Origin of the sequence: Sphingomonas sp. PL20 (genome assembly GCF_017875905.1) — a bacterium.
GTDB lineage: Bacteria > Pseudomonadota > Alphaproteobacteria > Sphingomonadales > Sphingomonadaceae > Sphingomonas > Sphingomonas echinoides.
Genome location: NZ_JAGINH010000002.1, coordinates 2,145,259 through 2,171,002, shown reverse-complemented (window position 1 = coordinate 2,171,002; position 25,744 = coordinate 2,145,259). Strand labels below are relative to the sequence as shown.

Sequence of the window (25,744 nt, the reverse complement as noted above, 5' to 3'; positions counted from 1 at the left end):
AGCACTGCTCGCCTCCTCCCTTATGGGGCGAGTGCAAGCAGCCTTTCGACAGGCTCAGGGCGAACGGATTTTAGCATAAGGATAAGCAAGATGGCCGAGATCACGGCAGCTGCGGTAAAGGATCTGCGCGAAAAGAGCGGCGCGGGCATGATGGATTGCAAGAAAGCGCTGACCGAAGCCAATGGCGACATGACGGTGGCGATGGACTGGCTGCGCGCCAAGGGCCTCGCGGCTGCCGCCAAGAAGTCCAGCCGCACCGCGGCCGAGGGCCTGATCGGCGTCGAAGTGTCGGGCACCAAGGGTGCTGCGGTCGAAGTGAACTCGGAAACCGATTTCGTCGCCAAGAACGAGCAGTTCCAGACCTTCGTTCGCGACGTGACCTCGGTCGCGCTCGAACTGGGTGACGATCTCGCGACGATCAAGGCCACCTCGCTGGGTGAAAAGACCGTCGAGGAAACCCTCACCAACAACATCGCCACGATCGGCGAGAACCAGAACCTGCGTCGCGCCAAGCGCCTCGAAGTGTCGGCTGGCGCGGTTGTTCCGTACATCCACAACGCGCAGGCCCCCGGCCTTGGCAAGATCGGCGTGCTGGTCGCGCTCGAGAGCGAAGCGGGCAAGGACGTGCTCGAGCCGCTCGGCAAGCAGATCGCCATGCACATCGCAGCGGCCTTCCCGCTGGCGCTGAACGAAGACGGCCTCGACCCCGAGATCGTCGCGCGTGAGCGCGCGATCGCGACCGAAAAGGCAGCCGAAAGCGGCAAGCCCGCTGACATCGTTGCCAAGATGGTCGACGGTGCGATCGCCAAGTACCGCAAGGAAAACGCGCTCGTCAGCCAGTTGCTGGTGATGGACGGCAAGACCAAGATTTCGGACGTCGTCGCCAATGCTGCCAAGGCAGCCGGCACCGCGATCGTGCTCAAGGACTATGTCCGCTTCCAGCTCGGCGAAGGCATCGAGAAGGAAACGAGCGATTTCGCAGCCGAAGTCGCCGCCGCTTCGGGCGTGCCGCAGGCGACTGCGTAACGTCCGGCCACGCCAGCGCGCGAGGCCAGCAAAATGCCGAGGGGCCGTGCCGATGAGGTGCGGCCCTTCGTGTGTTCGATCTGCACGGTTTCCGCGCTTCCAATCGTGGTGCGTGCCCGATAAGGTCCGCGCCGCACGCCCCCAGGGCGATCATGACCCTTTGCAGTCTGGAATGCCGTGACCACCCCGCACTTTAAACGTATCCTGCTAAAATTGTCGGGCGAGGTCCTGATGGGGGCCGGTGGCCTGTCGATCGACCCTGACGTCATCGCCCGTGTGGCCGCCGAAATCGCCGATGTGAAGCACCAGGGGTATGAACTCTGCGTCGTCGTCGGCGGGGGTAACATCTTCCGGGGTATTTCCGGCGCGGCGCGCGGCATGGACCGCGCCACCGGCGATTATATGGGGATGCTGGCGACCGTGATGAACGCGCTCGCCGTGCAGAACGCTCTGGAAAAGATCGGCGTCGAGACGCGCGTCCAGTCCGCGATCCCGATGGCGTCGGTGTGCGAGCCTTTCATCCGCCGCCGGGCCGAGCGCCATCTCGAAAAGGGCCGGATCGTTATTTTCGCAGCGGGCGTCGGCAGCCCGTTCTTCACCACCGACAGCGGTGCCGCTTTGCGCGCCGCCGAGATGAAATGCGATGCGCTGTTCAAGGGCACCTCGGTCGATGGCGTCTACGATGCGGACCCCAAATTGGTCCCGACCGCCAAGCGTTTCGAAACCGTCAGTTACGGCACAGTCCTGGCACAGGATCTCAAGGTGATGGACGCGAGCGCGATCGCCCTTTGCCGCGACAACAAAATCCCGATCGTCGTCTTCAATATCCGCGAGCCCGGCAATCTTGCTGCGGTTCTGCGCGGTGAAGGCGTGTCGACGGTCGTCCAAACCACAGCAGGAGATTAAGTCATGGCCGCTTATGACAAGGCCGATCTCGAACGCCGCATGGCGGGTAGTGTCGAGTCGCTGAAGGGCGATCTCGGGGGTCTGCGGACCGGTCGTGCATCGACATCGCTGCTCGATCCCGTCACGGTCGAGGTGTATGGCGCGCAAATGCCGCTCAACCAGGTTGCGACCGTGTCGGTGCCCGAGCCGCGCATGCTGTCGGTGCAGGTGTGGGACAAGGCCAATGTCGGCCCGTGCGACAAGGCGATTCGCTCGGCTGGGTTGGGTCTCAACCCGATCGTCGATGGCACCACGCTGCGCCTGCCGATCCCCGATTTGACCGAGGAGCGCCGCAAGGAACTGGCGAAGCTCGCCGGCAAATATGCCGAGGATGCCCGGATTGCCGCGCGCAACGTGCGCCGTGACGGCATGGATTCGCTCAAGGTCGACGAAAAGAAGGGCCTGTTCGGCGAGGACGAGCGCAAGAAGCTCGAAACCGAAGTGCAGAAGCTGACCGACAAGACGATCGCCGAGATCGACGCGGCCGCCAGCGCCAAGGAAAAGGAAATCCTGGGCAAGTGAGGCCGTTTGCCGCCTCTGCTCCCGAACTGGTGACCGGCAAAGGCGCGGGGGTGTTGCCGCGCCATGTCGCGATTATCATGGATGGCAATGGGCGCTGGGCCAAGCAGCGCCACTGGCCGCGCTTTGCCGGACATAAACAAGGGGTAGAGGCGGTACGCCGCATCGCGCGCGCCGCCCGCGCGATGGGGATTGAGGCGCTGACCCTTTATGCCTTTTCGAGCGAAAACTGGCGACGCCCCGAGAGCGAAGTCAGTGACCTGATGGGGTTGCTACGGCTATTCATCCGTAACGACCTCGACGAGATGGTGCGCGACAATGTGCAGCTGCGGGTGATTGGCGATTATCGTCGGTTCGCACCCGATCTTGTCGCGTTGATCGATACGGCCGTCGCGCGGACTGCGGTCAACACCGGGCCGATCCTGGTGATCGCGCTCAATTATGGCGCGCAGGCGGAGATTGCAGCCGCCGCGCGGCGGCTGGCCGAACGTGCGCAGGCCGGCACGCTCGATCCGGCAACGATCGATGAAGCGGTGTTCGAGGACGAGCTCGACACGCGCGACTTGCCGCCGCTCGACCTGTTGATTCGCACCTCAGGGGAAGTTCGCTTGTCCAACTTCCTGTTGTGGCAGGCGGCCTATGCCGAATTGCTGTTCGTCGACACGCTATGGCCCGATTTTGATGCCGATACGCTGGCCGCTGCGGTCGAAACCTTCGGCCAACGGCAGCGCCGGTTCGGGGGCCTGTGACGCCACTTCCTGTGACGCCGCCTGCCGAGCCGCGTGGCCCGTCCAATCTGACGCTGCGCATCATTGTCGGCATTGCGCTGGTCGCGGTCGCGTTGACGGGCGTGCTCCTGGGCGGGATCGTATTCTGGCTGCTCTGCGTCGTGCTCGGCATCGTCATGATGGGGGAGTGGGCCGGCCTGCAATCCACGCGGCACGAGACCAAGCGCCTCGCGCAATATGCACTGTCGGTGCCGCTGGCGATCATGGCCCCCGGGATCGGCGCGGGTGCGGGGTTTCTCACGCTTGGGTTGCTGATCGGTGCCGCCTTCTTCGTGGTGATCGTGACCGGACGGCGCGGGCTCGCGCAGGGCATTTTCTATGTCGGACTGCCGATCATGGCGTTGCTGGTGATCCGGCGGCAGGATGCGGGCATTCTCTTCACGCTGTGGGCGCTGGCATTGGTGTGGGCGTGTGACATCGGTGCCTATGCGGCGGGTCGCGTTATAGGCGGGGCGAAGATTGCGCCTGCCATCAGCCCCAACAAGACCTGGGCCGGGCTGGTCGGCGGCGTTTTGGCGGCAAGCCTGTTCGCGGCGTTCCTGCATTATCGCTATGGTTTGCCGCTACGGATGACGCTGGCGACGCCAGTGCTGGCGGTGTTGGCGCAAGGCGGGGATTTTTACGAAAGCTGGCTGAAGCGTCGCGCAGGGGTAAAGGATAGCGGAACGCTGCTGCCCGGGCATGGCGGCGTGCTGGACCGCCTTGACGGGCTGGTGCCGGTCGCGCCCGTCGCTGCATTGCTGGTGCTGTTACCGAAGGTATATTGGTGGTGAAGACGATAACGATCCTTGGGGCGACGGGCTCGATCGGTACCTCGACACTCGATCTGGTCGAGCGCGAGCCGGACCGCTTCGAAGTGCTGGCGCTGACCGCCAATCGCGATGTGGCGGGGCTGGCGGCGGCAGCGATCCGCACGCGCGCGAAGCTGGCGGTGGTGGCGGACGAGGCGTGCCTGCCCGAACTGCGCGCGGCGCTGGCAGGCACCAATATCGGCACGGCTGGCGGGCGTTCGGCAGTGGTCGAGGCGGCGAGCCTTGGGGCCGATGTCACCATGGGCGCAATCGTCGGCTGCATCGGACTTGAGCCGGTCATGGCGGCAATTGCGGGCGGCAAGACCGTCATCCTCGCCAATAAGGAACCTTTGGTGTCGGCAGGCGACGTCGTGTTGGCGGCGGCGGCCCGGCATAAAGCGACCCTGCTGCCAGCCGATTCCGAACACAATGCGATCTTCCAATGCTTCGATGCCGCGCGGCCCGAGCGTGTGCGCCGCATCATCCTGACGTGCAGTGGCGGCCCATTCCGCACCTGGACGACCGAGGCGATGCGCTCGGTCACCCCAGAACAGGCGGTCGCGCATCCCAACTGGTCGATGGGGGCGAAGATCTCGATCGATTCGGCAACCTTGTTCAACAAGGGGCTGGAGCTGATCGAGGCGGCGCGATTGTTCCCGGTGGCGCATGATTCGATCGAAATCGTCATCCATCCACAATCGGTGATCCATTCGCTGGTCGATTATATCGATGGCTCGGTACTGGCGCAGATGGGGCCGCCTGACATGCGCACGCCGATCGCGCATTGCCTTGCCTGGCCCGACCGCATGGCGACGCCGATGGCTCCGCTCGATCTGGTGGCGATCGGGCGGCTCGATTTCGAGGCTCCCGATGCCGAGCGCTTCCCCGCGATCAGGCTGACGCGCGCGGCGCTCGATGCAGGCGGCGCGCGTCCGGCAATATTGAACGCTGCGAATGAGGTAGCGGTCGCGGCTTTCCTGGACCGCGAAATCGGCTTCCTCGAAATTGCCGCAATCGTCGAAGATACCTTGGCGGCATACGATCCGGCCGCACCGGAAAGCGTGGATGAGGTCCTGGCGGTCGATGCCGAAGCGCGCAGCATGGCGCGCAGGCAGATTACGGTTCGGGGCGGGGCATTAAGAGGGACGAATGTGAAGGATATCGTCGCTTGAGCCATTCTCCGGGATTGCTGGTCACCCTAATCGGCTTCGCGCTGGTGATCGGCCCGCTCGTCTTCCTGCATGAGATGGGGCATTATCTGGCTGGACGGATGTTCGGCGTGAAGATCGATGCCTTTTCGATCGGCTTCGGGCGGGAACTGTTCGGCTGGACCGACCGGCGCGGAACGCGCTGGAAGTTCAGCGTGCTGCCGCTGGGCGGCTATGTGAAATTTGCAGGCGATCTCAACGCCGCCAGCACGCCCGACCCGGCATGGTTGGAATTGCCCGCTGAGGAGCGCGCCCGGACGTTGCAGGGGCGTCCGGTGTGGCAGCGGGCGATCGTCGTGGCGGCGGGGCCGATCACCAATTTCGTCGTCGCGGTGGTGATTCTCGCAGCGTTTGCGATGGCCTATGGCGTCGATCGTACCCCTTCCATCGTTGGCGGCGTCAGCCCCGGCAGCACGGCGGCCGCGATCGGGTTGCAGACCGGCGACAGGATTACCGCGATCGACGGGCGCACGATCAATACGTTCGAAGACGTCTACGAATATGCGGTGTTACGGCCGGGCTATCCGGTCGTGATCGACTATGACCATGCTGGCAGCCGGATCCGGCGCGCGACGGTCCTGGGCACCGCTGTTCAGAATGACAGTTTCGGCAATACCTTCAAAAAGGGCCTGTTGGGCATCGCGCCAACCACGCCGGTGCCGCATCGGGTGGGCCTGTTCGAAGCACCGGTGGTCGGCATCGAAATGACCGGTCGAATCCTGCGTTCGACGGTCGAGGGTTTGGTCCAGATCCTGAGCGGCCGACGCTCCACCGACGAACTTGGCGGCCCTTTGCGCATCGCCAAAGTGTCGGGCGAGCAATTCTCGCTTGGCTGGCCGGTGTTGATCTATTTCATCGCCGGGGTGTCGATTAATCTGGGATTCATCAATCTCTTGCCAGTCCCTCTGTTGGACGGCGGCCATTTGTTTTTCTACGCAATCGAGGCGATCCGGCGCAGGCCGGTCGCGCCGAATGTGCAGGAATGGGCGTTCCGGGGTGGATTGGCGGCGATTCTCGCCTTGATGGTGATGGTAACGTTTAACGATCTCGGCGCTTTCGGTCTGTGGAAGGCTCTGACCGGCTTGATCGGTTGACGCAGGTGAGGCAGGGCGGGCCGACGAGTTTTCGGCCACGCGGAATTTTCTCCGATTTGGGGTGGGATGTGACAGCAATCAAGGTTTCCAAATACGGCGCACGGGCCACCGCCGTGTTGCTCGCAGGCACGATGCTCACCGGCGTGCCGGCCGTTGCAGTCGCGCAGACGACGGGCCAGCCCGCTGCAACGCCGCAGCCGGCCCCGGCGCCCGCGCCGACCCCAGCCGTCGCGCCGGTCACCCGCACGATCAAGGCGATCCGCGTCGAAGGTGCGCAGCGTCTCGAGCCCGAGACGGTGCTGTCCTATACCAAGCTGCGCACCGGCCAGGTTTTCACCAACGAGACGCTCGATCAGGCGATCAAGGATCTTTACGCCAGCGACCTGTTCGCCGACGTGACGATCGGCGGGGCGGAGACCGGCGACATCGTGCTGCGCGTGCGCGAAAACCCGATCATCAACCGCGTCATCTTCGAGGGCAATAAGCGGCTGAAGGAAGACAAGATCAAGAAGGAGGTGAAACTCGCCCCCCGCCAGATCTTCACCCGTACTGCCGTGCGCCAGGACGTGGCGCGGATCATCGAACTGTATCGCCGCCAGGGCCGCTTCGCCGCAGTGGTCGATCCCAAGATGGTGTCGCTCGACCAGAACCGCGTCGATGTCATCTTCGAGGTGAGCGAGGGCCCGAAGTCCAAGGTCCGACAGATCAATATCCTCGGCAATGAGGTGTTTTCGGACAGCAAGCTGCGCGAGCAGATGGCGACCAAGCAAGCGCGCCTGACGACGCTGCTCAGCTCGAACACCAGCTATGACCAGGATCGCCTGGCCTATGACCAGCAGAAGCTGCGCCAATTCTACCTGACCGAAGGCTATGCCGACTTCCGCGTCACCTCGGCTGTGGCCGAGCTGACTCCGGACAAGAAGGACTTCATCATCACTTATGTGGTGGAGGAAGGGAAGCGCTACAAATTCGGTGACATCACGGTCGACAGCGACATTCGCGACTTCGACAATAAGCGCCTCGCTGCCAATCTCGGCGTCAAGAAGGGCGACTGGTACAACGCCAAGAAGGTCGAGACCTCGATCGATTCGCTCAGCGAAGCGGCAGGCCTGTTCGGTTACGCCTTCACCGAAGTGAACCCCGATTATGCGCGTGACAAGGACACGCTGACGATGGGGCTCAACTTCCACATCGCCGAAGCCAAGCGCACCTATGTCGAGCGGATCGACATCAACGGCAACACGCAGACCCAGGACAAGATTATCCGTCGCGAAATCCGCTTGTCGGAAGGCGATGCGTTCAACAGCTTCCAGGTCAAGCGCTCGCAGGACCGCATCAACTCGCTCGGCTTCTTCCAGGACAAGTTCGAGATCAAGCAGACCCAAGGCTCGGCCCCCGACCGCGTGGTGCTGACGGCGGATGTCGAAGAGAAATCGACCGGCGAATTGTCGTTGTCGGCGGGCTATTCCAGCCTTGAACAGTTCATCATCCAGGCGTCGATCAAGCAGCGCAATTTCCGTGGCAAGGGTCAGGAATTGCGCGCCAGCGTGAACTATTCGACCTATTCCAAATCGGTCGAACTGGGCTTCACCGAGCCCTATCTGTTCAACAAGAATATCGCGATTGGCGGTGACATTTTCCGGCGCGATTACAACGCGTTCAATTATCTCGGCAACACGCGTCAGACGACCTACACGCAGGTATCGACCGGCTTCCAGGTGCGTTCCGGCGTGCCGTTGACCGAATATTGGCAGCTCGCCGGGCGCTATGGCCTGAGCTATGACGAAGTCGGTCTCGACAAGAGCACGTACTTTACCGACAAGAATAACGACGGCATCCGTGGCAATTCGAGCGCCGACACCTGCGAACCGTTGCTGGCCGGGCGGTATTTGTGCGACGCGATCGGCAATCGCTGGACGTCGTCGGTTGGCTATTCATTGGTCTATGACAGCCTCAACAGCCGCCTGCGCCCGACCGCTGGCCACCAGCTTATTTTCAGCCAGGATTTTGCCGGCCTTGGTGGCGATGTGAAGTATATCCGCACCAAGTTTGAAGGGTCGAAGTTCTTCAACATTGGCAGCGGTTTCATCGGCTCGCTCAAGGCGGAGGGCGGCTATATCCATTCGCTGGAGAAGAGCCGCGGCGTCGGGATCGACAATGTCCGCATCACTGACCGCTTCTATTTGGGCGAACCGGACTTCCGCGGCTTCGACATTCGCGGCGTCGGGCCGCGCGTCCAGCGTATCGGCTATACGACCGACGCGGCGGGCAACCAGACGCTGGTGACCGACCGGACTCAGTTCGTCGATGACGCACTGGGTGGCCGCGCCTATTATCTCGGCAAGTTCGAAATCGAGATCCCGCTTGGCGCGGGCGCGCGCGAGCTTGGGCTGCGGCCGTCCATCTATGTTCAGGCGGGTGCGCTGTTCGGCATCACCTCGCCGGTCCTGTCGGGCAGCCAGTTCCCCACCACGGTGGACCCGGTGACCGGGCGCGTAACCTATCAGCCGCTCATCTCGCCGGTTTATGCGACCAACGGCCAGCCATATTACATGGTGCCGACGACCGATGCCACCAACCCGGGCGCAACCACGACCTGCCAGACCGGCTATTCCGCGACGATCGGCGGCACCTGCGTCGGCACATCCACCAACACGCCCTACACCACGTCGCAGGCTCCGTTCAAAGAAGTCTTCGGCGGTAACTCGGCGCGGCCGCGCATTTCGGTCGGCGCGGGCGTCAACTGGAACTCGCCGTTCGGGCCGCTGCGTATCGACCTTGCTTACGCTGTCCTCAAGGACAAGAGCGACGACTCCAAACTCATTACTTTCAACGTAGGGACACAGTTCTGATGAAAATGTACCAAAAGTTCATGCTCGGTTGCGCTCTGATCGCGCCGACGCTTGTCGTGGCGAGCTCTGCGCAGGCGCAGGTTTCGGGTGTTGCGATTGCCGATCCGGAAACCGTCATCCTCACCGCCAAGGCGCTCGACGCGGCCAACACCTCGATCGCGACCACCTATAAGGCGCAGCTCGACCAGGCCAATGCCCGTCAGCAGGCGTTGCAGACCGAACTGAACACGCTGTACGCGCCGCTTGACCTCAACAAGGACAAGAAGCTCGACGACGCCGAAATCGCCGCTGCCGAAGCCGCGAAGAACCCGGCACTGGCCAAGATCGAAGCGGCACAGAAGTCGGCCCAGACCGATCTCGCCCGCCTGCGCGGCCCGGCGATCCTCGCCCAGGCCTATGCGATCGAGCAGATCTCGCAGAAATATTCGGCAGCGATGAACGCGGTTGTCACCGCCAAGAAGATCAGCCTGTTGCTGTCGGCTGGTACGGTGCAGTTCAGCACCCCCGCCGTCGACGTGACCGACGACATTAAGGCCGAACTCGACCGGACCAACCCGTCGGTTCCGATCACGCCGCCGGCCGGTTGGCAGCCGAGCCAGCAGACCCAGCAGCTGCTCCAGCAATATTTGCAGCAGCAGCAATATGCGGCCGCGATCCAGGCACGCCGTGCTGCGGCTGCTGCTCCGGCACCGACCGGCAAGGCACCGCAGGGCCGCTGAGCGACACGATGGCGGATGCAGACGAAGCAGGGCGGGGCGCGATCGGTCCGCTCGACATCGGGCGGGTGATGGCGGCACTGCCGCATCGCTACCCGATGCTGTTGGTCGACCGTGTCGAGGATCTGATCCTCGACCGGTCGATCACCGCGATCAAGGCGGTGACGATCAACGAGCAGTTCTTCCAGGGGCATTTCCCGGGACGTCCGATTATGCCGGGCGTGCTGATCGTTGAGGCGATGGCGCAGGCCGCGGGCATCCTCGCGGTTGAGTCACTCGGGCTCGCGGGCTCGGGTAAGCTCGTCTATTTCATGGCGATTGACGGGGCGAAGTTCCGTAAGCCGGTGGAACCCGGCGTGCTGCTCAAGCTCGAGGTGGAATTCGTCCAGAAGCGCTCCAGCGTGTGCAAATTCGCCGGACGCGCGATGATCGATGGTCAATTGGCGGCGGAGGCGAACTTCACCGCGATGATCGCCGATCCGCCCAAGGCCTAATCGCCGCACAAGATGCATTGCTACACGGCGCGGGCTCTGATAGGGCCCGCGCCTTCGCTGCTGGTCGGTAACCAGCGGCCTTTCGGAGATTTACGACGTGAAAAAAGGCATTCACCCCGATTATCACACCATTACGGTGCAGATGACCGACGGCACGCAGTTCCAGACCCGCACGACCTGGGGCAAGGAAGGCGATCTGATGACGCTCGACATCGACCCGCTGGCGCATCCGGCGTGGACCGGTGGTCGCGGCACGATGCTTGACGCAGGCGGCCAGGTCGCGCGCTTCAACAAGCGTTTCGGCGCGATGTCGTCGATCGGCAAAAAGTAAGCTTTTCCGCGTCGTTAACGGCGCATTAGCGATAGTGGCCTAAATCTTCCCTCCTCGCGGTTTGTCGCGAGGAGGGATGTTTCATGATCGCCGCCGAATTCGAACCCGTCGTCCAGACCGATCGCCGCCGCAGCCCGCGTGCGCCGATCTCGCTCGACGCGAAGCTGGGGCGAGGCGGTCTGGATCGTGCGCTGTGCAAGGTGACCAACGTGTCGCTGCACGGTGCCAAATTGCACACATATTCCCCGATGAAAAAGGGTGCCAGGATCTGGCTGACCTTGCCGCGGATCGGGCAAGTCATCGCCACGATCGTCTGGGCCGATGATTTCGAAGCCGGTTGCCAGTTCCAGGAACCGCTCGACGACACCACCTTTGCAGCATTGACCGGCGCGAACGTCGAGTTCGTCTAAGGCCGCTTGCGCGCCCGCGCTGCGCAGGTGTCCCGGATTTAGACGGCGGTAACCAAAAGAAGCACTGGCCGAAATCGTAAACGCGGCGTTAACCTGTTGCCATGCAACGGACCCTTTTGCTCGCCGCGCCCAGCGCCCGTCACCCGTTTCGCCGCTCCGTCGTAACCGGGCAGGTGGAACGCGCGCGCGTCCGCGACGAAAGCGACGTCAGGCTGTTCGCCCTGAGCTTCGCCGCGTTCTTCGTGTGCTTCTATACGTTCATTTTCTGAAGCGACGGCACGGCGTCGTTTGATCGCGGCGCTCAGTCGCAGGCGAGGTGCAGCTTCTGCGCGAGCCACGCCGAGACCGGGCACATCGCCGCGACGATCAGCAGCATGTTTTCGGGGGAGAGCCCGGCAACGGCCAGGCCTTGCACCGCCACCGCACCAATCGTCATCGCGCCGGCATTGACGACGTTGTTGGCGGCGACCGTGCGGGCGGTCTGGTCCTTGGTCACCGTGGTGGTGAGGAAGGCGTAAAGCGGCACGACGAACATGCCGCCGGTCACCGCAATCCCCATCAACGCCACGATCACCAGCACCGCGCGCGGGATCTCGATGAAAGTCATCACGTCGTACAGCGTGCCGTGCGGTGCAGCCGGCCAGTGGCGGCAGAGGAACGAGAAAGCCACGATAAACGCGCCCATCGCCAGCACCGACGCCGGCGCATATTTGGCCGAGGTATGACCCTTTAGCAGCGCGTTGATCAGCACCGACCCAACCGCGACACCGATCGAAAACAGCGCGATCATCAGCGTGAGCACATGCTTGTCGGCCGTCAGCACGTTCTTGGCGAGCGGCTGGAAGATGATGATCAACACCGCGCCCATCGTCCAGAAGAAGCTGATCGCGCAAATGGCGAGGAACAGGCGGCGGATGTGCATCGTCGCCGAAATCAGCCGCCAGGAGGATGTGAAGGGATTGTAGCTGACGACCAGTTCACGGCCTTCGCGCAGTGCAGGCGGAATTTGCAGCGAGGCGACCCATCCGACCGCCGCGACCACCAGCACCACGATCGCGGCGTGCTGCACGGCGATGAAGCCGCCAAGCACGGTGCCGATCAGGATCGCGAGATAGGTGCCCGATTCGACCAGTCCCGTGCCGCCCAGAACTTCGTCTTCGTGCAGATGCTGCGGCAGGATCGCATATTTGATCGGCCCGAAAAACGCGGAGTGCACGCCAAGAAACAACACGGCCGCCAGCATCAGCACCAGCCCGGCGGTGGTATAGCCTGCCCAGGCGATCATCAGCCCGCTCGCGCCGACGATCATGATGCCGATCTCGGCGGTTTTCACCAACCGGATGATCTTGGCCTTGTCGTGCGTATCGGCCAATTGCCCGGCGAGCGCGGAAAGCAAGAAGAACGGCAGGATGCCAAGCGCGGTCGCGAATGCCGTGAAATTCTGCTCCAGCCGCTGATCGGCGAAAATCCGATAAATGGCGAATTGCACCATCACCGTCTTGAACAGATTGTCGTTGAACGCCCCGAGAAACTGCGTGACGAACAAGGGCAGAAACCGGCGCTCTTTCAGCAAGCCGAGCGCATTGAGCATGGTGTGTTTCGAGGCCTCGATATGGCGAAATAAGGACCGCCCATAGACCAGCGGGGATAGGGCCAGCAACCCGCTTGTCATGTTGAGGTCATGTTGGGGTTTCGCGCGCGGGATCGGGCGAGTAGAGCGGGGCTGTGTTGACCTTGCCCAACCTGCTCACCCTGTCGCGGATTGTCGCGGTGCCGCTGCTCGCCTGGTTCCTGTGGTGGCCAGGCTGGGCGGAGGGCTATGCCGCCGGATTCGCGCTTTATTGCCTGATGGGCATCACCGATTATTTTGACGGCTATCTCGCGCGTGCCAACGGAACGGTCTCGAAGCTCGGCGTGTTTCTCGATCCGATTGCCGACAAGATCATGGTGGCGGCGGTGATTCTGCTGCTGGTGGGCGCGCGCGATGCGCACCCGGCGGTGATCCAGGGCGTCCATCAGATTGCCGCGCTCATCATTTTGCTGCGCGAAATCACGGTCTCGGGCCTGCGCGAGTTTCTGGCACAGTTGCAAGTGTCGGTGCCGGTGTCGCGCCTCGCCAAATGGAAGACGACGTTGCAGATGGTGTCGCTGGGCGCGCTGATTCTGGGGGGCGCGGTACCCGCTTATCCCTGGGTGGCCCAGGTCGGCCTCCTCACCCTGTGGCTCGCGGCGGTGCTGACGGTCATTACCGGATGGGATTATCTGCGCGTTGGCCTGAAGCACATGGACTGAACGGTGGCGATCGAAATGCTTTATTTCGCGTGGGTGCGGGAGCGCATCGGGCGTGGCAGCGAGGTGGTCGATCCGCCGGGCGAGGTGGTGACGGTCGCCGATCTGATCGGCTGGCTTGCGGACGGCAGCGCGGTGCACGGCGCGGCCTTTGCCGACCGGGCGCGCCTGAGGGCTGCGCTCGATCAGGTGTTCGTGCCGCCGGACGCTGTGTTGGGATCGGCGCGCGAGGTTGCCATTTTCCCGCCGGTGACTGGCGGATGATCGTCGTCGACCCAGCCCGAATCGATGCCGCCGAACAGTTCGCAGCTTTGTCTGCAGGCGGGGCAGGGGGCATTGCCACCTTTGTGGGTCTCGTCCGTGCCGACGATGGTGTCGCCACGCTCGAGCTAGAACATTATCCTGGCGCGACCGAGGCGGCGCTACAAAGGCTGGTGGATGAAGCGCGCGAGCGCTGGGGGCTGATCGATGCGCGGATCACACACCGGGTCGGCGCGATGGCCCCCGGCGACGTGGTGGTGTTTGTCGGCACCGCAGCGGCGCACCGCGCGCCCGCACTGGAGGCCTGCGCCTTCCTGATCGATCGTTTGAAGACCGACGCGCCGTTTTGGAAGAAAGAAACGCGCGGTGGCGAAACCCGCTGGGTCGAACCGCGCGGCAGCGACGATGCCGCCGCCGCGCGGTGGACGGTTTAGCCGAGCTTGGGCGACAGCACGCCGTTGACGACATGGACCACGCCGTTTGACTGGGCGACATCGGGGGTTTCGATATAGCTCTTATTGCCGTTGACGTCGGTCAACTGCACGCCACCACCGACCAGTTCGATCGTCAGCGGTTCCCCCTCGACTGTGGTCAGCACGGCCTTGCCGCCGCCTGCGGTCACCTTGGCCTGGATGTCGGCCAAGGTCAGCGTGCCCGGTACGACATGATAGGTAAGCACCTTGGCCAGCGTCGCCTTGTGCTCAGGCTTCAGCAGCGTGTCGACCGTGCCCGGGGCAAGGCGGCTGAACGCGTCATTGGTCGGCGCGAAGACGGTGAAGGGGCCAGGGCCCGCCAGCGTGGTGGCGAGGCCCGCTGCCTTCACTGCGGATACCAAGGTGGTGAGGTTTGGAGCCGCGGCGGCATTGGTGGCGATCGGCTTGGTCGCATCCATTACGGCACCGCCTACCGTCGGGTTCGGCGCGGGGGCTGCTGCCGGGGCTGCGGGCGCTGCCGGTGCGGCGGGCGCAGTCTGTGCGGTTGCTGCTGCACCAAAGGCGAGCGCACCAGCAACGGTTGCCAGATACAGGTTGGTCTTGAACGTCATCAGTTTCTCCACTGGATCAGGGAACCTCGATTACAGGAGGCACCCCCAAACTACGGTCGAGCGGCAGAATAGTTTCGTCAAGCCGGTTCCGCCAAGGCTGTCGCCAGCAGTTGGAAGTCCTTCTCGCGCGGCGACCCGCGCCGCCAGACGAGCGCGATCTTGCGGGCGGGATTGGCGGCATCGAGCGGGCGCGAGACCAAACCGGTATGATCCAGGATCCCGGCCTTCAACGCCATTTCGGGCAGCATCGTCAGCCCCAGGCCATTGTCGATCATCTGCACGATCGTGTGCAGCGACGTGCCCATCATCGTCGCCTCGGCGCGCAATTCGGGCCGCGCGCAGGCGGAGAGCGCGTGGTCTTTGAGACAATGGCCATCCTCGAGCAGCAACAGCCGGGTCTCGTCGATTTCGGCAGACGGCATAGCATGGGCGATATTGCCCATCTCGCCCGGCTGCCCCGCCACAAACAAACGATCCTCGAACAGCACCTGCGCGCTCACCTCGCCGCACGCGAACGGGAGCGCCAGCAGCACGCAATCGGCGCGCCCGTGGTGCAGCCCCTCACAGGCCGCGCCGCTGGGCTCTTCGCGCAGGAACAGTTTGAGGTCGGGATAATCGCGCCGCAAGCGCGGCAGGATGCGCGGCAGCATGAAGGGCGCGATCGTCGGGATCACGCTCATCCGCATCTCGCCCGACAAAGGGCGTCCGGCGGCACGCGCCATATCGCCCAGCTCATCGGCCTCGCGCAGCACGCGCCGCGCCTTGTCGGCGATGCGATCGCCCAACGGGGTGAAGCGGACGACGCGGCGGGTGCGCTCGACCAGTGTCACCCCGATCAAGGTTTCGAGTTCACGAATGCCGGCAGACAGCGTGGATTGGGTGACGAAACACGCCTCGGCAGCCCGCCCGAAATGGCCATGATCCTGCAAGGCCGCGAGATATTGCAACTGTTTCAGGGTCGGCAGATAGGTCGCCATTTATCGCTCCACTCGATCAACAGAGTGTAAATAACCCATTGGATCGATAAGAACAGGCCCTATATGGCCCTTGCAACAGACGGTGCAAAAAGCGCCGCGTGTGAGGATGCCAGAAGAGGCCCCAATTTTTAGGAGGCCCAGACTATGTTGACCATTGGCGATAAGCTCCCCGATTTCACCGTTCCCGTCCAGCAGGGCGTCAACGCGCTGCCCGCCGGTGAAACGCTCAGCCAGGACGCCTTTCCGGGCAAGTGGAAGGTGCTGTTCTACTGGCCGAAGGATTTCACCTTCGTCTGCCCGACCGAGATCGTCGGTTATGCGGGCCTGAAGGGCGATTTCGAAGATCGTGACGCGGTGCTGATCGGCGCTTCGACCGATACCGCGCACGTCCACCTGGCATGGCGCAAGTCCGATCCCGATCTGGCGGCGGCCGATTTCCCGTGGCTGGCCGACAATGGCGGCGTGCTCGCTTCGCAGCTCGGCATTCTCGACAAGAACGAGCATGTCGCGTTCCGCGCGACCTTCATCATCGATCCCGACAACGTCATCCAGGCGGTCCAGGTCAACGGCCTGAACGTCGGCCGCAACCCGGCGGAAACGCTGCGCGTGCTCGACGCGTTGCAGACCGACGAACTGTGCCCGTGCAACTGGAACAAGGGCGACGACGTCCTGAAGATCGCGGCGTAAGCCAATCAAGTTCCCCTCCCGCTGTGCGGGAGGGGCTAGGGGAGGGGCGTGCCGTAGTCCGGAGCGCCCCTTTTCTATGTCAGGCCCTCCCCCAACCCCTCCCGCAGGCGGGAGGGGAGTTAGAAAGTGGAACCCCATGTCACTCAAGGATTTCGCCGGGACGCTCCCGGATTTTGCCAAGGATATTCGCCTCAACGTGGGCTCGCTGCTCAATGAGGCGCATTTGCCCGACCAGCAGAAATATGGCCTGTTCCTGTCCTGCGCGCACGCCACCGGCTACAAGCCGCTGGTCGACGTGACTGAGACCGAAGTCGCCGCCAAGCTCACCCCCGAAGCGGCCAATGCGGCGCGCGCGGCGGCGGCGGTGATGGCGATGAACAACGTCTATTATCGCTTCACCCACCTCGCCGGGAATGCCGAATATCAGACGATGCCGGCCAAGCTGCGCATGAACGTGATCGGCGCACCGGGGATCGACAAGGTCGATTTCGAGCTGTTCAGCCTGGCCGTCAGCGCGATGAACGGCTGCGGCATGTGCATCGACAGCCATGAGCAAGTGCTGAAAAAAGCCGGTGCCACCGCCGAGGCGATCCAGACCGCGGTACGGATCGGGGCGGTGATGAAAGCGGTTGCGACGGTTCACGCCGCCGTAAACTAACTTCGGCGAGACAGGCGTTGGCCCCATCAGGAAGGGCGCTTGTCATCGCACAGCGGACCGATCCCTCGCCGTTCGCCCGGGGGATCGGGCCGCTGCCCGAAGGTTTCGTAACGCCGCCTGCCACGGCGCTTTTATAAATCCTACAAAGATGGTAGGAGTTTACCGCGCGATCTTCCTGAAAAGCGGGTCCTTTTATTCGGCGTAGCGAGCCCCTAGATTATCGTCGATAATAAGGGGACAAGGCCATGATGGGACGATTGCTCGCCTATCTCGACTCGATTAAGGCGCGCGATCCGGCTCCCCGGTCGCGACTTGAAATCCTTACCTATCCAGGCGTGTGGGCGCTCGGCTATCACCGCATCGCGCACCGCTTGTTCAAGGCGCGGCTGTTCTTCCTGGCGCGCGCGGTGAACCATTTCTCGCGCTTCCTCACTGCCATCGACATTCATCCGGGTGCCACGATCGGGCGCAACTTCTTTATCGACCACGGTTTTGTCGTGATCGGCGAGACGGCTGAAATCGGCGACAATGTCACCATCTATCAGTGCGTGACGCTGGGCGGCACCAGCCCCGACAATGGTGTGGCGGGCAAGCGCCACCCGACTTTGTGCGATAATGTTATCATCGGTTCGGGCGCGCAGGTGCTGGGGCCGATCACGCTTGGCAAGGGATCCCGTGTCGGGGCCAATGCCGTGGTGACCAAGGATGTCGTCGAGGGCGCGGTTATGGTCGGCATCCCGGCGCGCGCGACGATGGTCGAGGGCGGGCAGAAGCCGGCTGGCTTCCTCGCTTACGGCACGCCGTGCAGCGACATGTTCGACCCCGCGACGCAGAAGGTGGAATTGCTGCGCTGTGAACTCGAGACGATGCGCAAGCGGCTCGATGCCTTGGTCGCGGAACATCATGAGGAACGCGACCGGGCCTGATGGGGACGGTAACCCCCTTTATGGATGGCTCGCCCCTTATCCGAATCGTTGTCATCCTACGACAGCAGGTCGTTTGAGGAAGGAGCGAAGGTCATGGACGTATCGGTTCTGGGAATTGATCTAGGCAAGAACAGCTGCAGCGTGGTTGGGCTGGATGCGACCGGCAAGGTCGTCGTCCGCCGACGGATGCGCCGCGACACGGTCATCACATACGCCGCAGGTCTGCCGGCTTGCGTCGTGGCGATGGAGGCCTGCTGCGGAGCTCATCACATGGGACGGGCGCTGGCACGACAAGGCCATGCCGTTCGGCTGATGTCGCCGGAATATGTCCGTCCATACGTTAAGGCGCAGAAGAACGACGACCGCGACGCTGAGGCGATCGCGGAAGCGGCAACACGGCCGACCATGCGGTTCGTCGAGTTGAAAACCGAGGAACAACTCGACATGCAAACGCTGCATCGCATCCGTGACCAGCTTGTCGGTGATCGCACCTCGTTGATGAACCAGATCAGAAGTCTTCTTCTGGAGCGCGGCTACATAGTCCCGCAAGGACGCGCAAAGCTTGCCGTCCGGCTGGGTGAGATGCTCGATGGTGACGAGCCAGTGCTGGGCTCTCGTATCCACCGGCTCGTCAGTGATATGCGTCTGCGCTGGATTGCCCTTGATGACCGGATCGCAGATCTCAATGCCGAGTTTACCGAGGCTGCCCGCTCGGATGAGCGAACGCGGCGCCTCCTGACTATTCCTGGTATCGGCGCGCTGAACGCGACGGCGCTGGTAGCTGCAGTTGGCGACGCTCGAACATTCGGACGGGGCAGGGATCTTGCCGCGTGGCTTGGGCTCGTGCCGCGTCAAGCAACGACCGGGGGTAAACCGCGATTGCTCGGCATTACCAAGCGCGGAAGCCGCTATCTGCGGAAAAACCTGATCCAGGGTGCCCGGGCATCACTACCGACGATGAGCAAGAGCGACACACGACTTGGCGCCTGGCTACGCGGCCTTTTGTCGCGTTCCCATCACAACACCGTCGTGGTGGCGCTAGCGGCCAAGATGGCGCGCATCGTCTGGGCGCTGCTGCGTCATGAGCGTACTTACGATCCAGCCGCACAAGCGGCGTGAACGAGATCAGCCGATGCACCTTGCACCGGCTGGATGATGTCTGCGGGAGGTAAGTGAAAGATGGCCTGACAGTCGACCGGTGACCTGGAACCCTATGGCTTAAAATGGCACTCGATGCCGGCCCCTTTATGAGGACCAGGACGCGCGGATCTCCATCTTGGCCAACGACCTCGCGTCGAAAGGCCGGATACGTTTTCGCAGACTGCTCAGAACATCAGACACAAACCGCTTGCCGACGGGGCGAGCCATACGTTCCAAGCCCGCGCGGCGTTCCGACGCAAATCGGGTTCGAGCGGATCGAACTGACGCGGATCCTCGATTTGTACGGGCGGATGGTGTCGGCGGGGATGTGGCGCGATTATGCGATCGAGCTTGGGCAGGATGCCGCAATCTTCGCCGCCTTCCGCCGTGCCGCCGAACGCCCCGAATTCCGCATCGAAAAGCGCCCCGCCTTGCGCAACCGCCAGGGCATGTGGGCCTTGGTCAACGAAGCGGGCGTGGTGCTGAAGCGCGGCCATGAACTGGGCCCGGTGCTGGCCCCGGTCGAGCGGCGGCTGATGAAGCTGGTGGACTAACGTCCAAGCCCCGCTCGCGGCCGGGTGGGGCTTGGATCAGGGCTAGGCGGCTACCATGGTGCCGACCGGGGGCAAGCGCTCGCCCAGCTGACCGAGTGTGCCGATCACCATCCGGCGCATGGTGGGCCAGAATGCCGATAGCGTCAGCAGAGCGGAGCCGATCGCGAGCCCGGTGAACGCCCAGGCAAGCTCGATCGCGCCTGCATTCTGGAACAGCGCGTACATCGCGTAGAGGACATAGACGAGGCTCGACACCAGCAGCGCGCGCCGGTCGACCGCGAGCGCAACGAAGGCAAACGCGAGGTACAGGCCCAACACGATCAGCGCGGTGCCGATCGCAATGCCGCCACCGAACACGCCGAGCATGTGGAAGATCGGATGCGCGATCATCGGCGCGGCGGCGAGGTGCAGCCAGAAGGCGACATCGGCGCGGCGCGTGCGCCGTTCGCGGTCGGACATGTCCCACCACATGGCGAGGGCGAACACCGCGATGCCGCACAGCAAGACCAGCGGATAGACCAGCTCCTGCATCGTCGGGAATGCCGCGAAGGTCAGCCCCACCACGACACCCACGCCCGCCGCTGCCCCCGCAGCGACGGTGATCGGCACCATGAAGCGCCGCCAATGCGTCCATGCCGCCGCTGTGGCGGTGAGCGCTATGCCCGCGCCGATTGCGGCGTTGACCTGGTTGGATAGGTCAGGATGGAGTTCGACCATCACGCCGATCAAGCTCGCCGCGACGCCACCGACAAAGGCGAGCAGCAACAGGATGCTCGGCAACGCCATGCGGCGCACGCGCGTGAAATATTCGGCCAGCGCCCAGGCGGCGACCGCGACCAGCGCGCCCGCCAGCGGCGTGGTGATCGACTTGCCGATCCACGCCACCGCAACCAGCACCAGCGCCAGCGCAATCGACACGAAAATGTCGTTGAACCCGGTGAGCAGTCGGAAATGCTCTTCATCGACCGCAGGCACCGCGCTGCGTGCCGCCACGTGGTTGCGCAGGGCGGCAGCGGCATCGCGCGAGATCGCGCCTGCCGTCACCGCACCGTCAATGTCGCTTTCGCTATACATGATAAGCCTCCTGTTGGTGGCAGGAGGCTATCATGAGTGTATCGCTGTAGCAATACAGCGAGTCTCTAGGCCAATCAGCCGCCCTGCAGCTTCTTGAGGATGCTCATCGACTGCTCCGCGCCGTTCTGCGGGGTCAGCTCGCCGGTGCGGTCGGTGATCTCGGCCCAATGCGCGGCGATGCCCTCGGGCGACAGATCGTCACCGGTCAGCAGCTTGCCCTGCGTCAGCGTGACATAGGCCGCCTGGAACACGCCTGCGCCCGCGCCGACGATCATGTTGGTCGGGGCCTCTTCGGACACGAGATAGAGCGCGGCGGGGGCGACCTTCTCGGGCGCGAAGGCGGCGAACGCTTCGGCCGGGAACAGATCCTCGGTCATCCGCGTGCCTGCAGTCGGCGCGATCGTGTTGACCTTGATGTTGTTCTTGGCCCCCTCGATCGCCAGCGTCTTGGTGAGACCGGCAAGGCCGAGCTTGGCCGCGCCATAATTGGCCTGGCCGAAATTGCCGTAGAGCCCGGTCGAGGACGCGGTCATCAGGATGCGGCCGTAATTCTGCGCGCGCATCGTTTCCCACACCGCCTTGGTGCAGTTGGCCGACCCGTTGAGGTGCACGTCGATCACGAACTTGAAGTCGGCGGGCTCCATCTTGGCGAAGCTCTTGTCGCGCAGCACGCCGGCATTGTTGATCAGAATGTGGACGCCGCCCCACGCTTCCTTGGCCTTGGCGACCATCTCGACCATCTGCTCATATTCGGTGACGCTGCCGCCATTCGAAATCGCGTCGCCACCGGCCGCCTTGATTTCCTCGACCACCTTCAGCGCGGCGTCGGAATGGCCGGTGCCATCGCGCGCGCCACCGAGATCGTTGACCACGACCTTCGCGCCGCGCCGCGCCAGCTCGAGCGCGTAAGCACGGCCCAGACCACCGCCAGCGCCGGTAACGATGGCGACCTTATCGTCGAAACGAATGGACATAGCAGGACTCCTCCAAGTGATTTGAGGCGCGTCCTAGGCGATTGCGCGCGCGGTGCAAGCCACGATCGCCATACTGAACTTACGAAACGGCCGACGTGCGGGAGCTGTGCACGTCGGCCGTAACGGAAAGGCTAGGGGTACTTTAGCGCTTCGGGCGCGGGGTGGAATGCAGCCGCGCACCCGCCGCGTTGGAGCGTTCGCGGCAGCCATCGGTCACCGTCCGCGAGCACATCGGATAGCTCTCGGGCGGTGGCGGAGCCGGGTTCGCGGCGGGCGGTGCCATCATCGGAGCAGCCGGAGGCGGCGGCGGCGGCGTCGGCGGGCCGGGGGGCGGCGGCGGAGGGGGCGCGGGTTGCGCCATGGCGGGATCGGGTGCCGGCATCGGCGCTGGCGTGGTCTGGGCCAGAGTCGGCGTCGCGACGGCGGCGGCGAGCGCCGCGATCATCATGAGCTTCATGCGGGGTCTCCTGCAAACGGGCAGCAATCTGTGCTGCTCGTCCGGTCCAACGCACATTCCCCCGCATGGCTCCCGATTTTCTTTACGCTCCCGAATCGAGCGCGTAACCCGCCGATCGCACGGTGCGGATGATGTCGGGCCGGTCGCCGCGATTGATCGCCTTGCGCAGGCGGCGGATGTGGACGTCGACCGTGCGGCTTTCGATGTCGCTGTCATGCCCCCATACCGCATCGAGCAAACGCTCGCGCGAGAACACCCAGCCCGGATGCTCGAGGAAATGCTTCAGCAGCCGGAATTCGGTCGGCCCCAGCGGAATGACTTCGCCCGAGCGGCGCACCTTGTGGCCGACCGTGTCCATCTCGATGTCGGAATAGGTCAGTTGCTCGCCCGCCAAGGCAGGCCGCACGCGCCGCAGCACCGCCCCGACCCGCGCGACCAGTTCGCGCGGGGAGAAGGGCTTGGTGACATAATCGTCGGCACCCGTCTCCAGCCCGCGCACCCGGTCTTCTTCCTCGCCACGGGCCGTCAGCATGATGATCGGCACGTTCGCCGTCTCGGGCATGCGGCGCAAGCGGCGGCACACTTCGATGCCCGACAGCCCCTCGACCATCCAGTCGAGCAGGACGATGTCAGGAGTATTCTCCTTGGCGAGCAGCAACGCTTCCTCGCCATCGGGGGTCTGCGCGATTTCGAAATCCTCGCGCTTGAAATGCCAGATCAGCAGTTCGGCGAGCGCGGCATCGTCTTCTACCAGCAACATCTTGGCGCGGGCCATATCGTTTACTCCGTTACGAGGTAGGGATGTCGCCGCGGTCGCGTTCGGCCATGTGCGTGCCGGTTGCGGCGAAATAGATCATCTCGGCGATGTTGGTGGCATGGTCACCGACACGTTCGAGATTTTTGGCGATGAACAGCAATTGCGCGACCTGACCGATCGTCTTGGGGTTTTCCATCATGTGCGTCACCAGCACGCGGAACAGGCTGTTGTAGAAATCGTCGACTTGCCGGTCGCGGTCGCACACTTCGACGGCCGCCGTCGCATCGCGCGCGGCGAAGGCATCAAGCGCGTCATGCACCATCTGCACCGCCAGCGCCGACATGGCGGGCAACACCGAAAGGGGCTCGATCTCGCCATGGCTTTCGATCATCGGAACGCGCTTGGCGATGTTCTTGGCGTAATCGCCGATCCGTTCGACCACACCGGCGATCTTCAGCGCAGCGACGACTTCGCGCAGATCGTCCGCGAGCGGCGCGCGCAACGCGATGATCCGCACCGCGAGCTGTTCGACTTCGATCTGCAGCGCGTCGATGCGCTTGTCACCCGCGACGATCTCGCGCGCGCCTTCCAGGTCGTGACGGCGCAGCGCTTCCATCGCAGCCGCGATGGCGTGCTCCGCCAGTCCGCCCATTTGCGCGATCAACCCGCGCAATTGGCCAATATCTTCGTCGAAGGCTTTCACCGTATGATCGTTCAAGGGCATGGTCCTGCGTTCAGCCGTAGCGGCCAGTGATGTAATCCTTGGTGCGCTCCTGCCGAGGATTGGTGAAGATGTCCGAGGTCGCGCCATATTCGACCAGCGTGCCCAGGTGGAAAAAGGCGGTGCGCTGCGACACGCGGGCCGCTTGCTGCATGTTATGCGTGACGATCACGATGGCGTAGCGGCCCTTGAGCTCGTGGATCAGTTCCTCGATCTTGGCGGTGGCGATCGGGTCGAGTGCCGAGCAGGGCTCGTCCATCAGGATCACCTCGGGGTCGACCGCGATCGCGCGGGCGATGCACAGGCGCTGCTGCTGGCCGCCGGACAGCGCGGTGCCGCTTTCGGTCAGGCGATCCTTGACCTCGTCCCACAAGCCGGCGCGGCGCAGCGATTTTTCGACGATCTCGGCCAGCTGCGGTTTGTTGGCGGCAAGGCCGTGAATGCGCGGACCATAGGCCACGTTTTCGAAGATCGATTTGGGGAAGGGGTTGGGCTTTTGGAACACCATGCCGACACGCGCGCGGAGTTGCACCACGTCCATATCGGGCGAATAGATATTCTCGCCATCGAGCGTGATGTCGCCTTCGACCTTTGCCCCGGCAATCGTGTCGTTCATGCGGTTCAGCGTGCGCAAAAAGGTCGACTTGCCACACCCCGACGGGCCGATCAGCGCGGTGACGTGATCCTGCCCGAAGTCGAGCGACACGTCGGCAATCGCTTGTTTCGCGCCATACCAGACGTTGACGTGCTGCGCGGAGATTTTGGATTGGTTGGGGATGCTCACCAGCGGGTCTCGAATTTGTTGCGGAGGTAAATCGCGAAGCTGTTCATCGCGAGCAGGAAGACGAGCAGCACGATGATCGCGGCGCTGGTCTTTTCGACAAAGCCGCGGTCGATCTGGTCGGACCACAGGAAGATCTGCACGGGCAGGACGGTCGCGGGGTCGGTCAGCCGCGCGGGCGGCGACGCGATGAAGGCGCGCATCCCGATCATCAGCAGCGGGGCCGTTTCACCGAGCGCGCGCGCCATGCCGATGATCGTGCCGGTGAGGATGCCGGGCAAGGCAAGCGGTAGGACATGGTGGAACACCACCTGGATCGGGCTTGCGCCAATCCCCAATGCAGCATCGCGGATCGACGGCGGTACCGCCTTGATCGCGTTGCGTCCGGCGATGACGATGACCGGCATCGTCATCAACGCGAGCGTCAGCCCGCCGACGATCGAGGCCGAACGCGGCATACCAAAGGTTCCGAGGAACACCGCCAGCCCGAGCAGACCGAAGATGATCGAGGGCACCGCCGCGAGGTTGTTGATCGACACCTCGATCAAATCGGTCCAGCGGTTCCGTGGGGCATATTCCTCGAGATAGAGCGCGGAGAGGACGCCGATCGGAAAGGCGATCAGCAGCGTCACCAGCATCGTGAACAGCGATCCCTTGAACGCCCCCCAGATCCCCGCCCGGGTCGGGTCATTGGAATCGGACGCGGTGAGGAAGGGGAGGTTGAACCCGGTCGAAATCGCGCCGCGTGCCTGCAATTTGGTGACGATCGCTTCGGCGGCGGGATCCCCCTGTCGCTTGGCGGCGACATCGATCGTGTCGGCAGCGGGCACCCAGACGATGCTGCGCCCGCGCAGGATCGCGGGGTCGCGTTTCACCGCCTCGCGGACGTTGAGCCAGGCACCGTCGGACAGCCACTTGTCCCCGCCTTTGCCAAAAGCGGTAATCGCGGCGGCGTCGGTCGCACGCTCGATCCCGGCACCAGCCAGCGCCAAGTCCGCACCCGGCCCGTGCAGCCGGGCCGGATCGAGCATCAGCCCGGCGCTTGGAAAGTCGATGGGCAGCGCGATCCGCGTTTGCAGGAAGCCGCTGGCACCGTTCATCACCATCGTCACGAGCAGCACGGCCAGAAACCCGGCGGAGAGGATCACCGCTGCCAGGCCGAGCAGCCGAAAGCGTTGCTCGGCCCCGTAGCGGCGGCGGATGCGCCGCTGCATCTCTTGGGTACGCCAATCCGTCGGCACGCGGTCAGGGGTGGAGGATGTCGGCGGG

The 25,744-nt window shown here is 63.7% G+C and carries 31 protein-coding genes; 21 read left to right on the top strand and 10 right to left on the bottom strand.

Features of this window, described 5'->3' with window-relative positions; genetic code table 11:
• Nucleotides 1–90 precede the first annotated feature (90 nt).
• The 13 genes from tsf (at nt 91) to H4W01_RS10010 (ending at nt 11,443) form a co-directional block, all read left to right on the top strand.
• Nucleotides 91–1,026: a translation elongation factor Ts gene (gene tsf, locus H4W01_RS10070; protein WP_010403139.1), complete on the top strand. Its 936-nt coding sequence runs from the start codon at nt 91–93 to the stop codon at nt 1,024–1,026.
• A gap of 177 nt (nt 1,027–1,203) precedes the next feature.
• Nucleotides 1,204–1,932 carry a UMP kinase gene (pyrH, locus tag H4W01_RS10065; RefSeq protein WP_010403138.1) on the top strand — a complete coding sequence of 243 codons (729 nt, stop codon included), beginning with the start codon at nt 1,204–1,206 and terminating at the stop codon, nt 1,930–1,932.
• A gap of 3 nt (nt 1,933–1,935) precedes the next feature.
• Complete coding sequence (frr, locus tag H4W01_RS10060) at nt 1,936–2,493, top strand: ribosome recycling factor (RefSeq protein ID WP_010403137.1); 558 nt, start codon at nt 1,936–1,938, stop codon at nt 2,491–2,493.
• Complete coding sequence (locus H4W01_RS10055) at nt 2,490–3,239, top strand: isoprenyl transferase (RefSeq protein ID WP_334685225.1); 750 nt, start codon at nt 2,490–2,492, stop codon at nt 3,237–3,239. Before frr ends, H4W01_RS10055 begins: the two co-directional genes overlap by 4 nt.
• A gap of 11 nt (nt 3,240–3,250) precedes the next feature.
• Entirely contained in the window at nt 3,251–4,051 is an 801-nt protein-coding gene (locus H4W01_RS10050; RefSeq protein ID WP_209613318.1) for a phosphatidate cytidylyltransferase, read from the top strand.
• Nucleotides 4,048–5,241: a 1-deoxy-D-xylulose-5-phosphate reductoisomerase gene (locus H4W01_RS10045; protein WP_209613317.1), complete on the top strand. Its 1,194-nt coding sequence runs from the start codon at nt 4,048–4,050 to the stop codon at nt 5,239–5,241. The genes H4W01_RS10050 and H4W01_RS10045 overlap by 4 nt, the downstream gene beginning before the upstream one ends.
• Entirely contained in the window at nt 5,238–6,371 is a 1,134-nt protein-coding gene (locus H4W01_RS10040) for a M50 family metallopeptidase (protein ID WP_209610880.1), read from the top strand. Before H4W01_RS10045 ends, H4W01_RS10040 begins: the two co-directional genes overlap by 4 nt.
• A gap of 68 nt (nt 6,372–6,439) precedes the next feature.
• The gene (gene bamA / locus H4W01_RS10035) at nt 6,440–9,223 is read left to right on the top strand and encodes an outer membrane protein assembly factor BamA (RefSeq protein ID WP_209610879.1); all 2,784 of its coding nucleotides are present in this window, start codon (nt 6,440–6,442) and stop codon (nt 9,221–9,223) included.
• Nucleotides 9,223–9,942 carry an OmpH family outer membrane protein gene (locus H4W01_RS10030; RefSeq protein WP_209610878.1) on the top strand — a complete coding sequence of 240 codons (720 nt, stop codon included), beginning with the start codon at nt 9,223–9,225 and terminating at the stop codon, nt 9,940–9,942. The genes bamA and H4W01_RS10030 overlap by 1 nt, the downstream gene beginning before the upstream one ends.
• A gap of 8 nt (nt 9,943–9,950) precedes the next feature.
• Nucleotides 9,951–10,433: a 3-hydroxyacyl-ACP dehydratase FabZ gene (gene fabZ / locus H4W01_RS10025; protein ID WP_209610877.1), complete on the top strand. Its 483-nt coding sequence runs from the start codon at nt 9,951–9,953 to the stop codon at nt 10,431–10,433.
• Between the two features lie 97 nt (nt 10,434–10,530).
• Nucleotides 10,531–10,764: a 50S ribosomal protein L31 gene (rpmE, locus tag H4W01_RS10020; protein WP_010186706.1), complete on the top strand. Its 234-nt coding sequence runs from the start codon at nt 10,531–10,533 to the stop codon at nt 10,762–10,764.
• A gap of 83 nt (nt 10,765–10,847) precedes the next feature.
• A complete protein-coding gene (locus tag H4W01_RS10015; protein WP_010403126.1) occupies nt 10,848–11,174 on the top strand; it encodes a PilZ domain-containing protein in 327 nt (108 codons plus the stop codon).
• Between the two features lie 101 nt (nt 11,175–11,275).
• Nucleotides 11,276–11,443: a hypothetical protein gene (locus H4W01_RS10010; protein ID WP_010403125.1), complete on the top strand. Its 168-nt coding sequence runs from the start codon at nt 11,276–11,278 to the stop codon at nt 11,441–11,443.
• A gap of 32 nt (nt 11,444–11,475) precedes the next feature.
• On the opposite strand, the gene H4W01_RS10005 is transcribed toward H4W01_RS10010, so the two are convergent.
• Complete coding sequence (locus H4W01_RS10005) at nt 11,476–12,765, bottom strand: MFS transporter (RefSeq protein WP_010403124.1); 1,290 nt, start codon at nt 12,763–12,765, stop codon at nt 11,476–11,478.
• Nucleotides 12,766–12,899: 134 nt separating this feature from the next.
• Here H4W01_RS10005 and pgsA point away from each other — a divergent pair, with 134 nt between their 5' ends.
• Genes pgsA through H4W01_RS09990 form a run of 3 tightly spaced genes read left to right on the top strand, consistent with a single transcriptional unit; the run spans nt 12,900 to nt 14,158 of the window.
• Nucleotides 12,900–13,466, top strand: a complete 567-nt coding sequence (pgsA, locus tag H4W01_RS10000; RefSeq protein WP_209610876.1) for a CDP-diacylglycerol--glycerol-3-phosphate 3-phosphatidyltransferase — start codon at nt 12,900–12,902, stop codon at nt 13,464–13,466.
• Nucleotides 13,467–13,469: 3 nt separating this feature from the next.
• On the top strand, nt 13,470–13,727 hold the full coding sequence (locus tag H4W01_RS09995) for a MoaD/ThiS family protein (RefSeq protein ID WP_209610875.1): 258 nt from the start codon (nt 13,470–13,472) through the stop codon (nt 13,725–13,727).
• Complete coding sequence (locus tag H4W01_RS09990; protein ID WP_209610874.1) at nt 13,724–14,158, top strand: molybdenum cofactor biosynthesis protein MoaE; 435 nt, start codon at nt 13,724–13,726, stop codon at nt 14,156–14,158. The genes H4W01_RS09995 and H4W01_RS09990 overlap by 4 nt, the downstream gene beginning before the upstream one ends.
• On the opposite strand, the gene H4W01_RS09985 is transcribed toward H4W01_RS09990, so the two are convergent.
• Nucleotides 14,155–14,769: a fasciclin domain-containing protein gene (locus H4W01_RS09985; RefSeq protein ID WP_010403120.1), complete on the bottom strand. Its 615-nt coding sequence runs from the start codon at nt 14,767–14,769 to the stop codon at nt 14,155–14,157. The genes H4W01_RS09990 and H4W01_RS09985 overlap by 4 nt on opposite strands.
• Nucleotides 14,770–14,846: 77 nt before the next feature.
• Nucleotides 14,847–15,746 carry a hydrogen peroxide-inducible genes activator gene (locus H4W01_RS09980; RefSeq protein WP_010403119.1) on the bottom strand — a complete coding sequence of 300 codons (900 nt, stop codon included), beginning with the start codon at nt 15,744–15,746 and terminating at the stop codon, nt 14,847–14,849.
• Between the two features lie 144 nt (nt 15,747–15,890).
• Here H4W01_RS09980 and H4W01_RS09975 point away from each other — a divergent pair, with 144 nt between their 5' ends.
• From H4W01_RS09975 to H4W01_RS09955, 5 genes are all read left to right on the top strand, one after another.
• On the top strand, nt 15,891–16,433 hold the full coding sequence (locus tag H4W01_RS09975) for a peroxiredoxin (RefSeq protein WP_010403117.1): 543 nt from the start codon (nt 15,891–15,893) through the stop codon (nt 16,431–16,433).
• A gap of 136 nt (nt 16,434–16,569) precedes the next feature.
• Nucleotides 16,570–17,091 carry a carboxymuconolactone decarboxylase family protein gene (locus H4W01_RS09970; RefSeq protein ID WP_209610873.1) on the top strand — a complete coding sequence of 174 codons (522 nt, stop codon included), beginning with the start codon at nt 16,570–16,572 and terminating at the stop codon, nt 17,089–17,091.
• A 245-nt stretch (nt 17,092–17,336) separates the two neighbouring features.
• Entirely contained in the window at nt 17,337–18,017 is a 681-nt protein-coding gene (gene epsC, locus H4W01_RS09965; RefSeq protein WP_029622399.1) for a serine O-acetyltransferase EpsC, read from the top strand.
• A 93-nt stretch (nt 18,018–18,110) separates the two neighbouring features.
• A complete protein-coding gene (locus H4W01_RS09960) occupies nt 18,111–19,136 on the top strand; it encodes an IS110 family transposase (protein ID WP_159513066.1) in 1,026 nt (341 codons plus the stop codon).
• Nucleotides 19,137–19,417: 281 nt separating this feature from the next.
• Nucleotides 19,418–19,711, top strand: coding sequence for a DUF2794 domain-containing protein (locus H4W01_RS09955; RefSeq protein ID WP_209613316.1), 294 nt, complete (start codon nt 19,418–19,420; stop codon nt 19,709–19,711).
• Between the two features lie 42 nt (nt 19,712–19,753).
• On the opposite strand, the gene H4W01_RS09950 is transcribed toward H4W01_RS09955, so the two are convergent.
• From H4W01_RS09950 to pstA, 7 genes are all read right to left on the bottom strand, one after another.
• The gene (locus H4W01_RS09950) at nt 19,754–20,785 is read right to left on the bottom strand and encodes a hypothetical protein (RefSeq protein WP_209610872.1); all 1,032 of its coding nucleotides are present in this window, start codon (nt 20,783–20,785) and stop codon (nt 19,754–19,756) included.
• A gap of 74 nt (nt 20,786–20,859) precedes the next feature.
• On the bottom strand, nt 20,860–21,759 hold the full coding sequence (locus H4W01_RS09945; RefSeq protein WP_209610871.1) for an SDR family NAD(P)-dependent oxidoreductase: 900 nt from the start codon (nt 21,757–21,759) through the stop codon (nt 20,860–20,862).
• A gap of 142 nt (nt 21,760–21,901) precedes the next feature.
• Nucleotides 21,902–22,216, bottom strand: a complete 315-nt coding sequence (locus H4W01_RS09940; RefSeq protein ID WP_209610870.1) for a hypothetical protein — start codon at nt 22,214–22,216, stop codon at nt 21,902–21,904.
• A gap of 82 nt (nt 22,217–22,298) precedes the next feature.
• Nucleotides 22,299–22,991, bottom strand: coding sequence for a phosphate regulon transcriptional regulator PhoB (phoB, locus tag H4W01_RS09935; RefSeq protein ID WP_010187105.1), 693 nt, complete (start codon nt 22,989–22,991; stop codon nt 22,299–22,301).
• A 13-nt stretch (nt 22,992–23,004) separates the two neighbouring features.
• Nucleotides 23,005–23,697 (bottom strand): phosphate signaling complex protein PhoU, encoded by a 693-nt coding sequence (gene phoU / locus H4W01_RS09930; RefSeq protein ID WP_126845658.1) that lies wholly within the window; start codon nt 23,695–23,697, stop codon nt 23,005–23,007.
• Between the two features lie 10 nt (nt 23,698–23,707).
• Nucleotides 23,708–24,478, bottom strand: a complete 771-nt coding sequence (gene pstB / locus H4W01_RS09925) for a phosphate ABC transporter ATP-binding protein PstB (RefSeq protein WP_010403109.1) — start codon at nt 24,476–24,478, stop codon at nt 23,708–23,710.
• A complete protein-coding gene (gene pstA, locus H4W01_RS09920; protein WP_209613315.1) occupies nt 24,475–25,689 on the bottom strand; it encodes a phosphate ABC transporter permease PstA in 1,215 nt (404 codons plus the stop codon). Before pstA ends, pstB begins: the two co-directional genes overlap by 4 nt.
• Nucleotides 25,690–25,744: the final 55 nt, after the last annotated feature.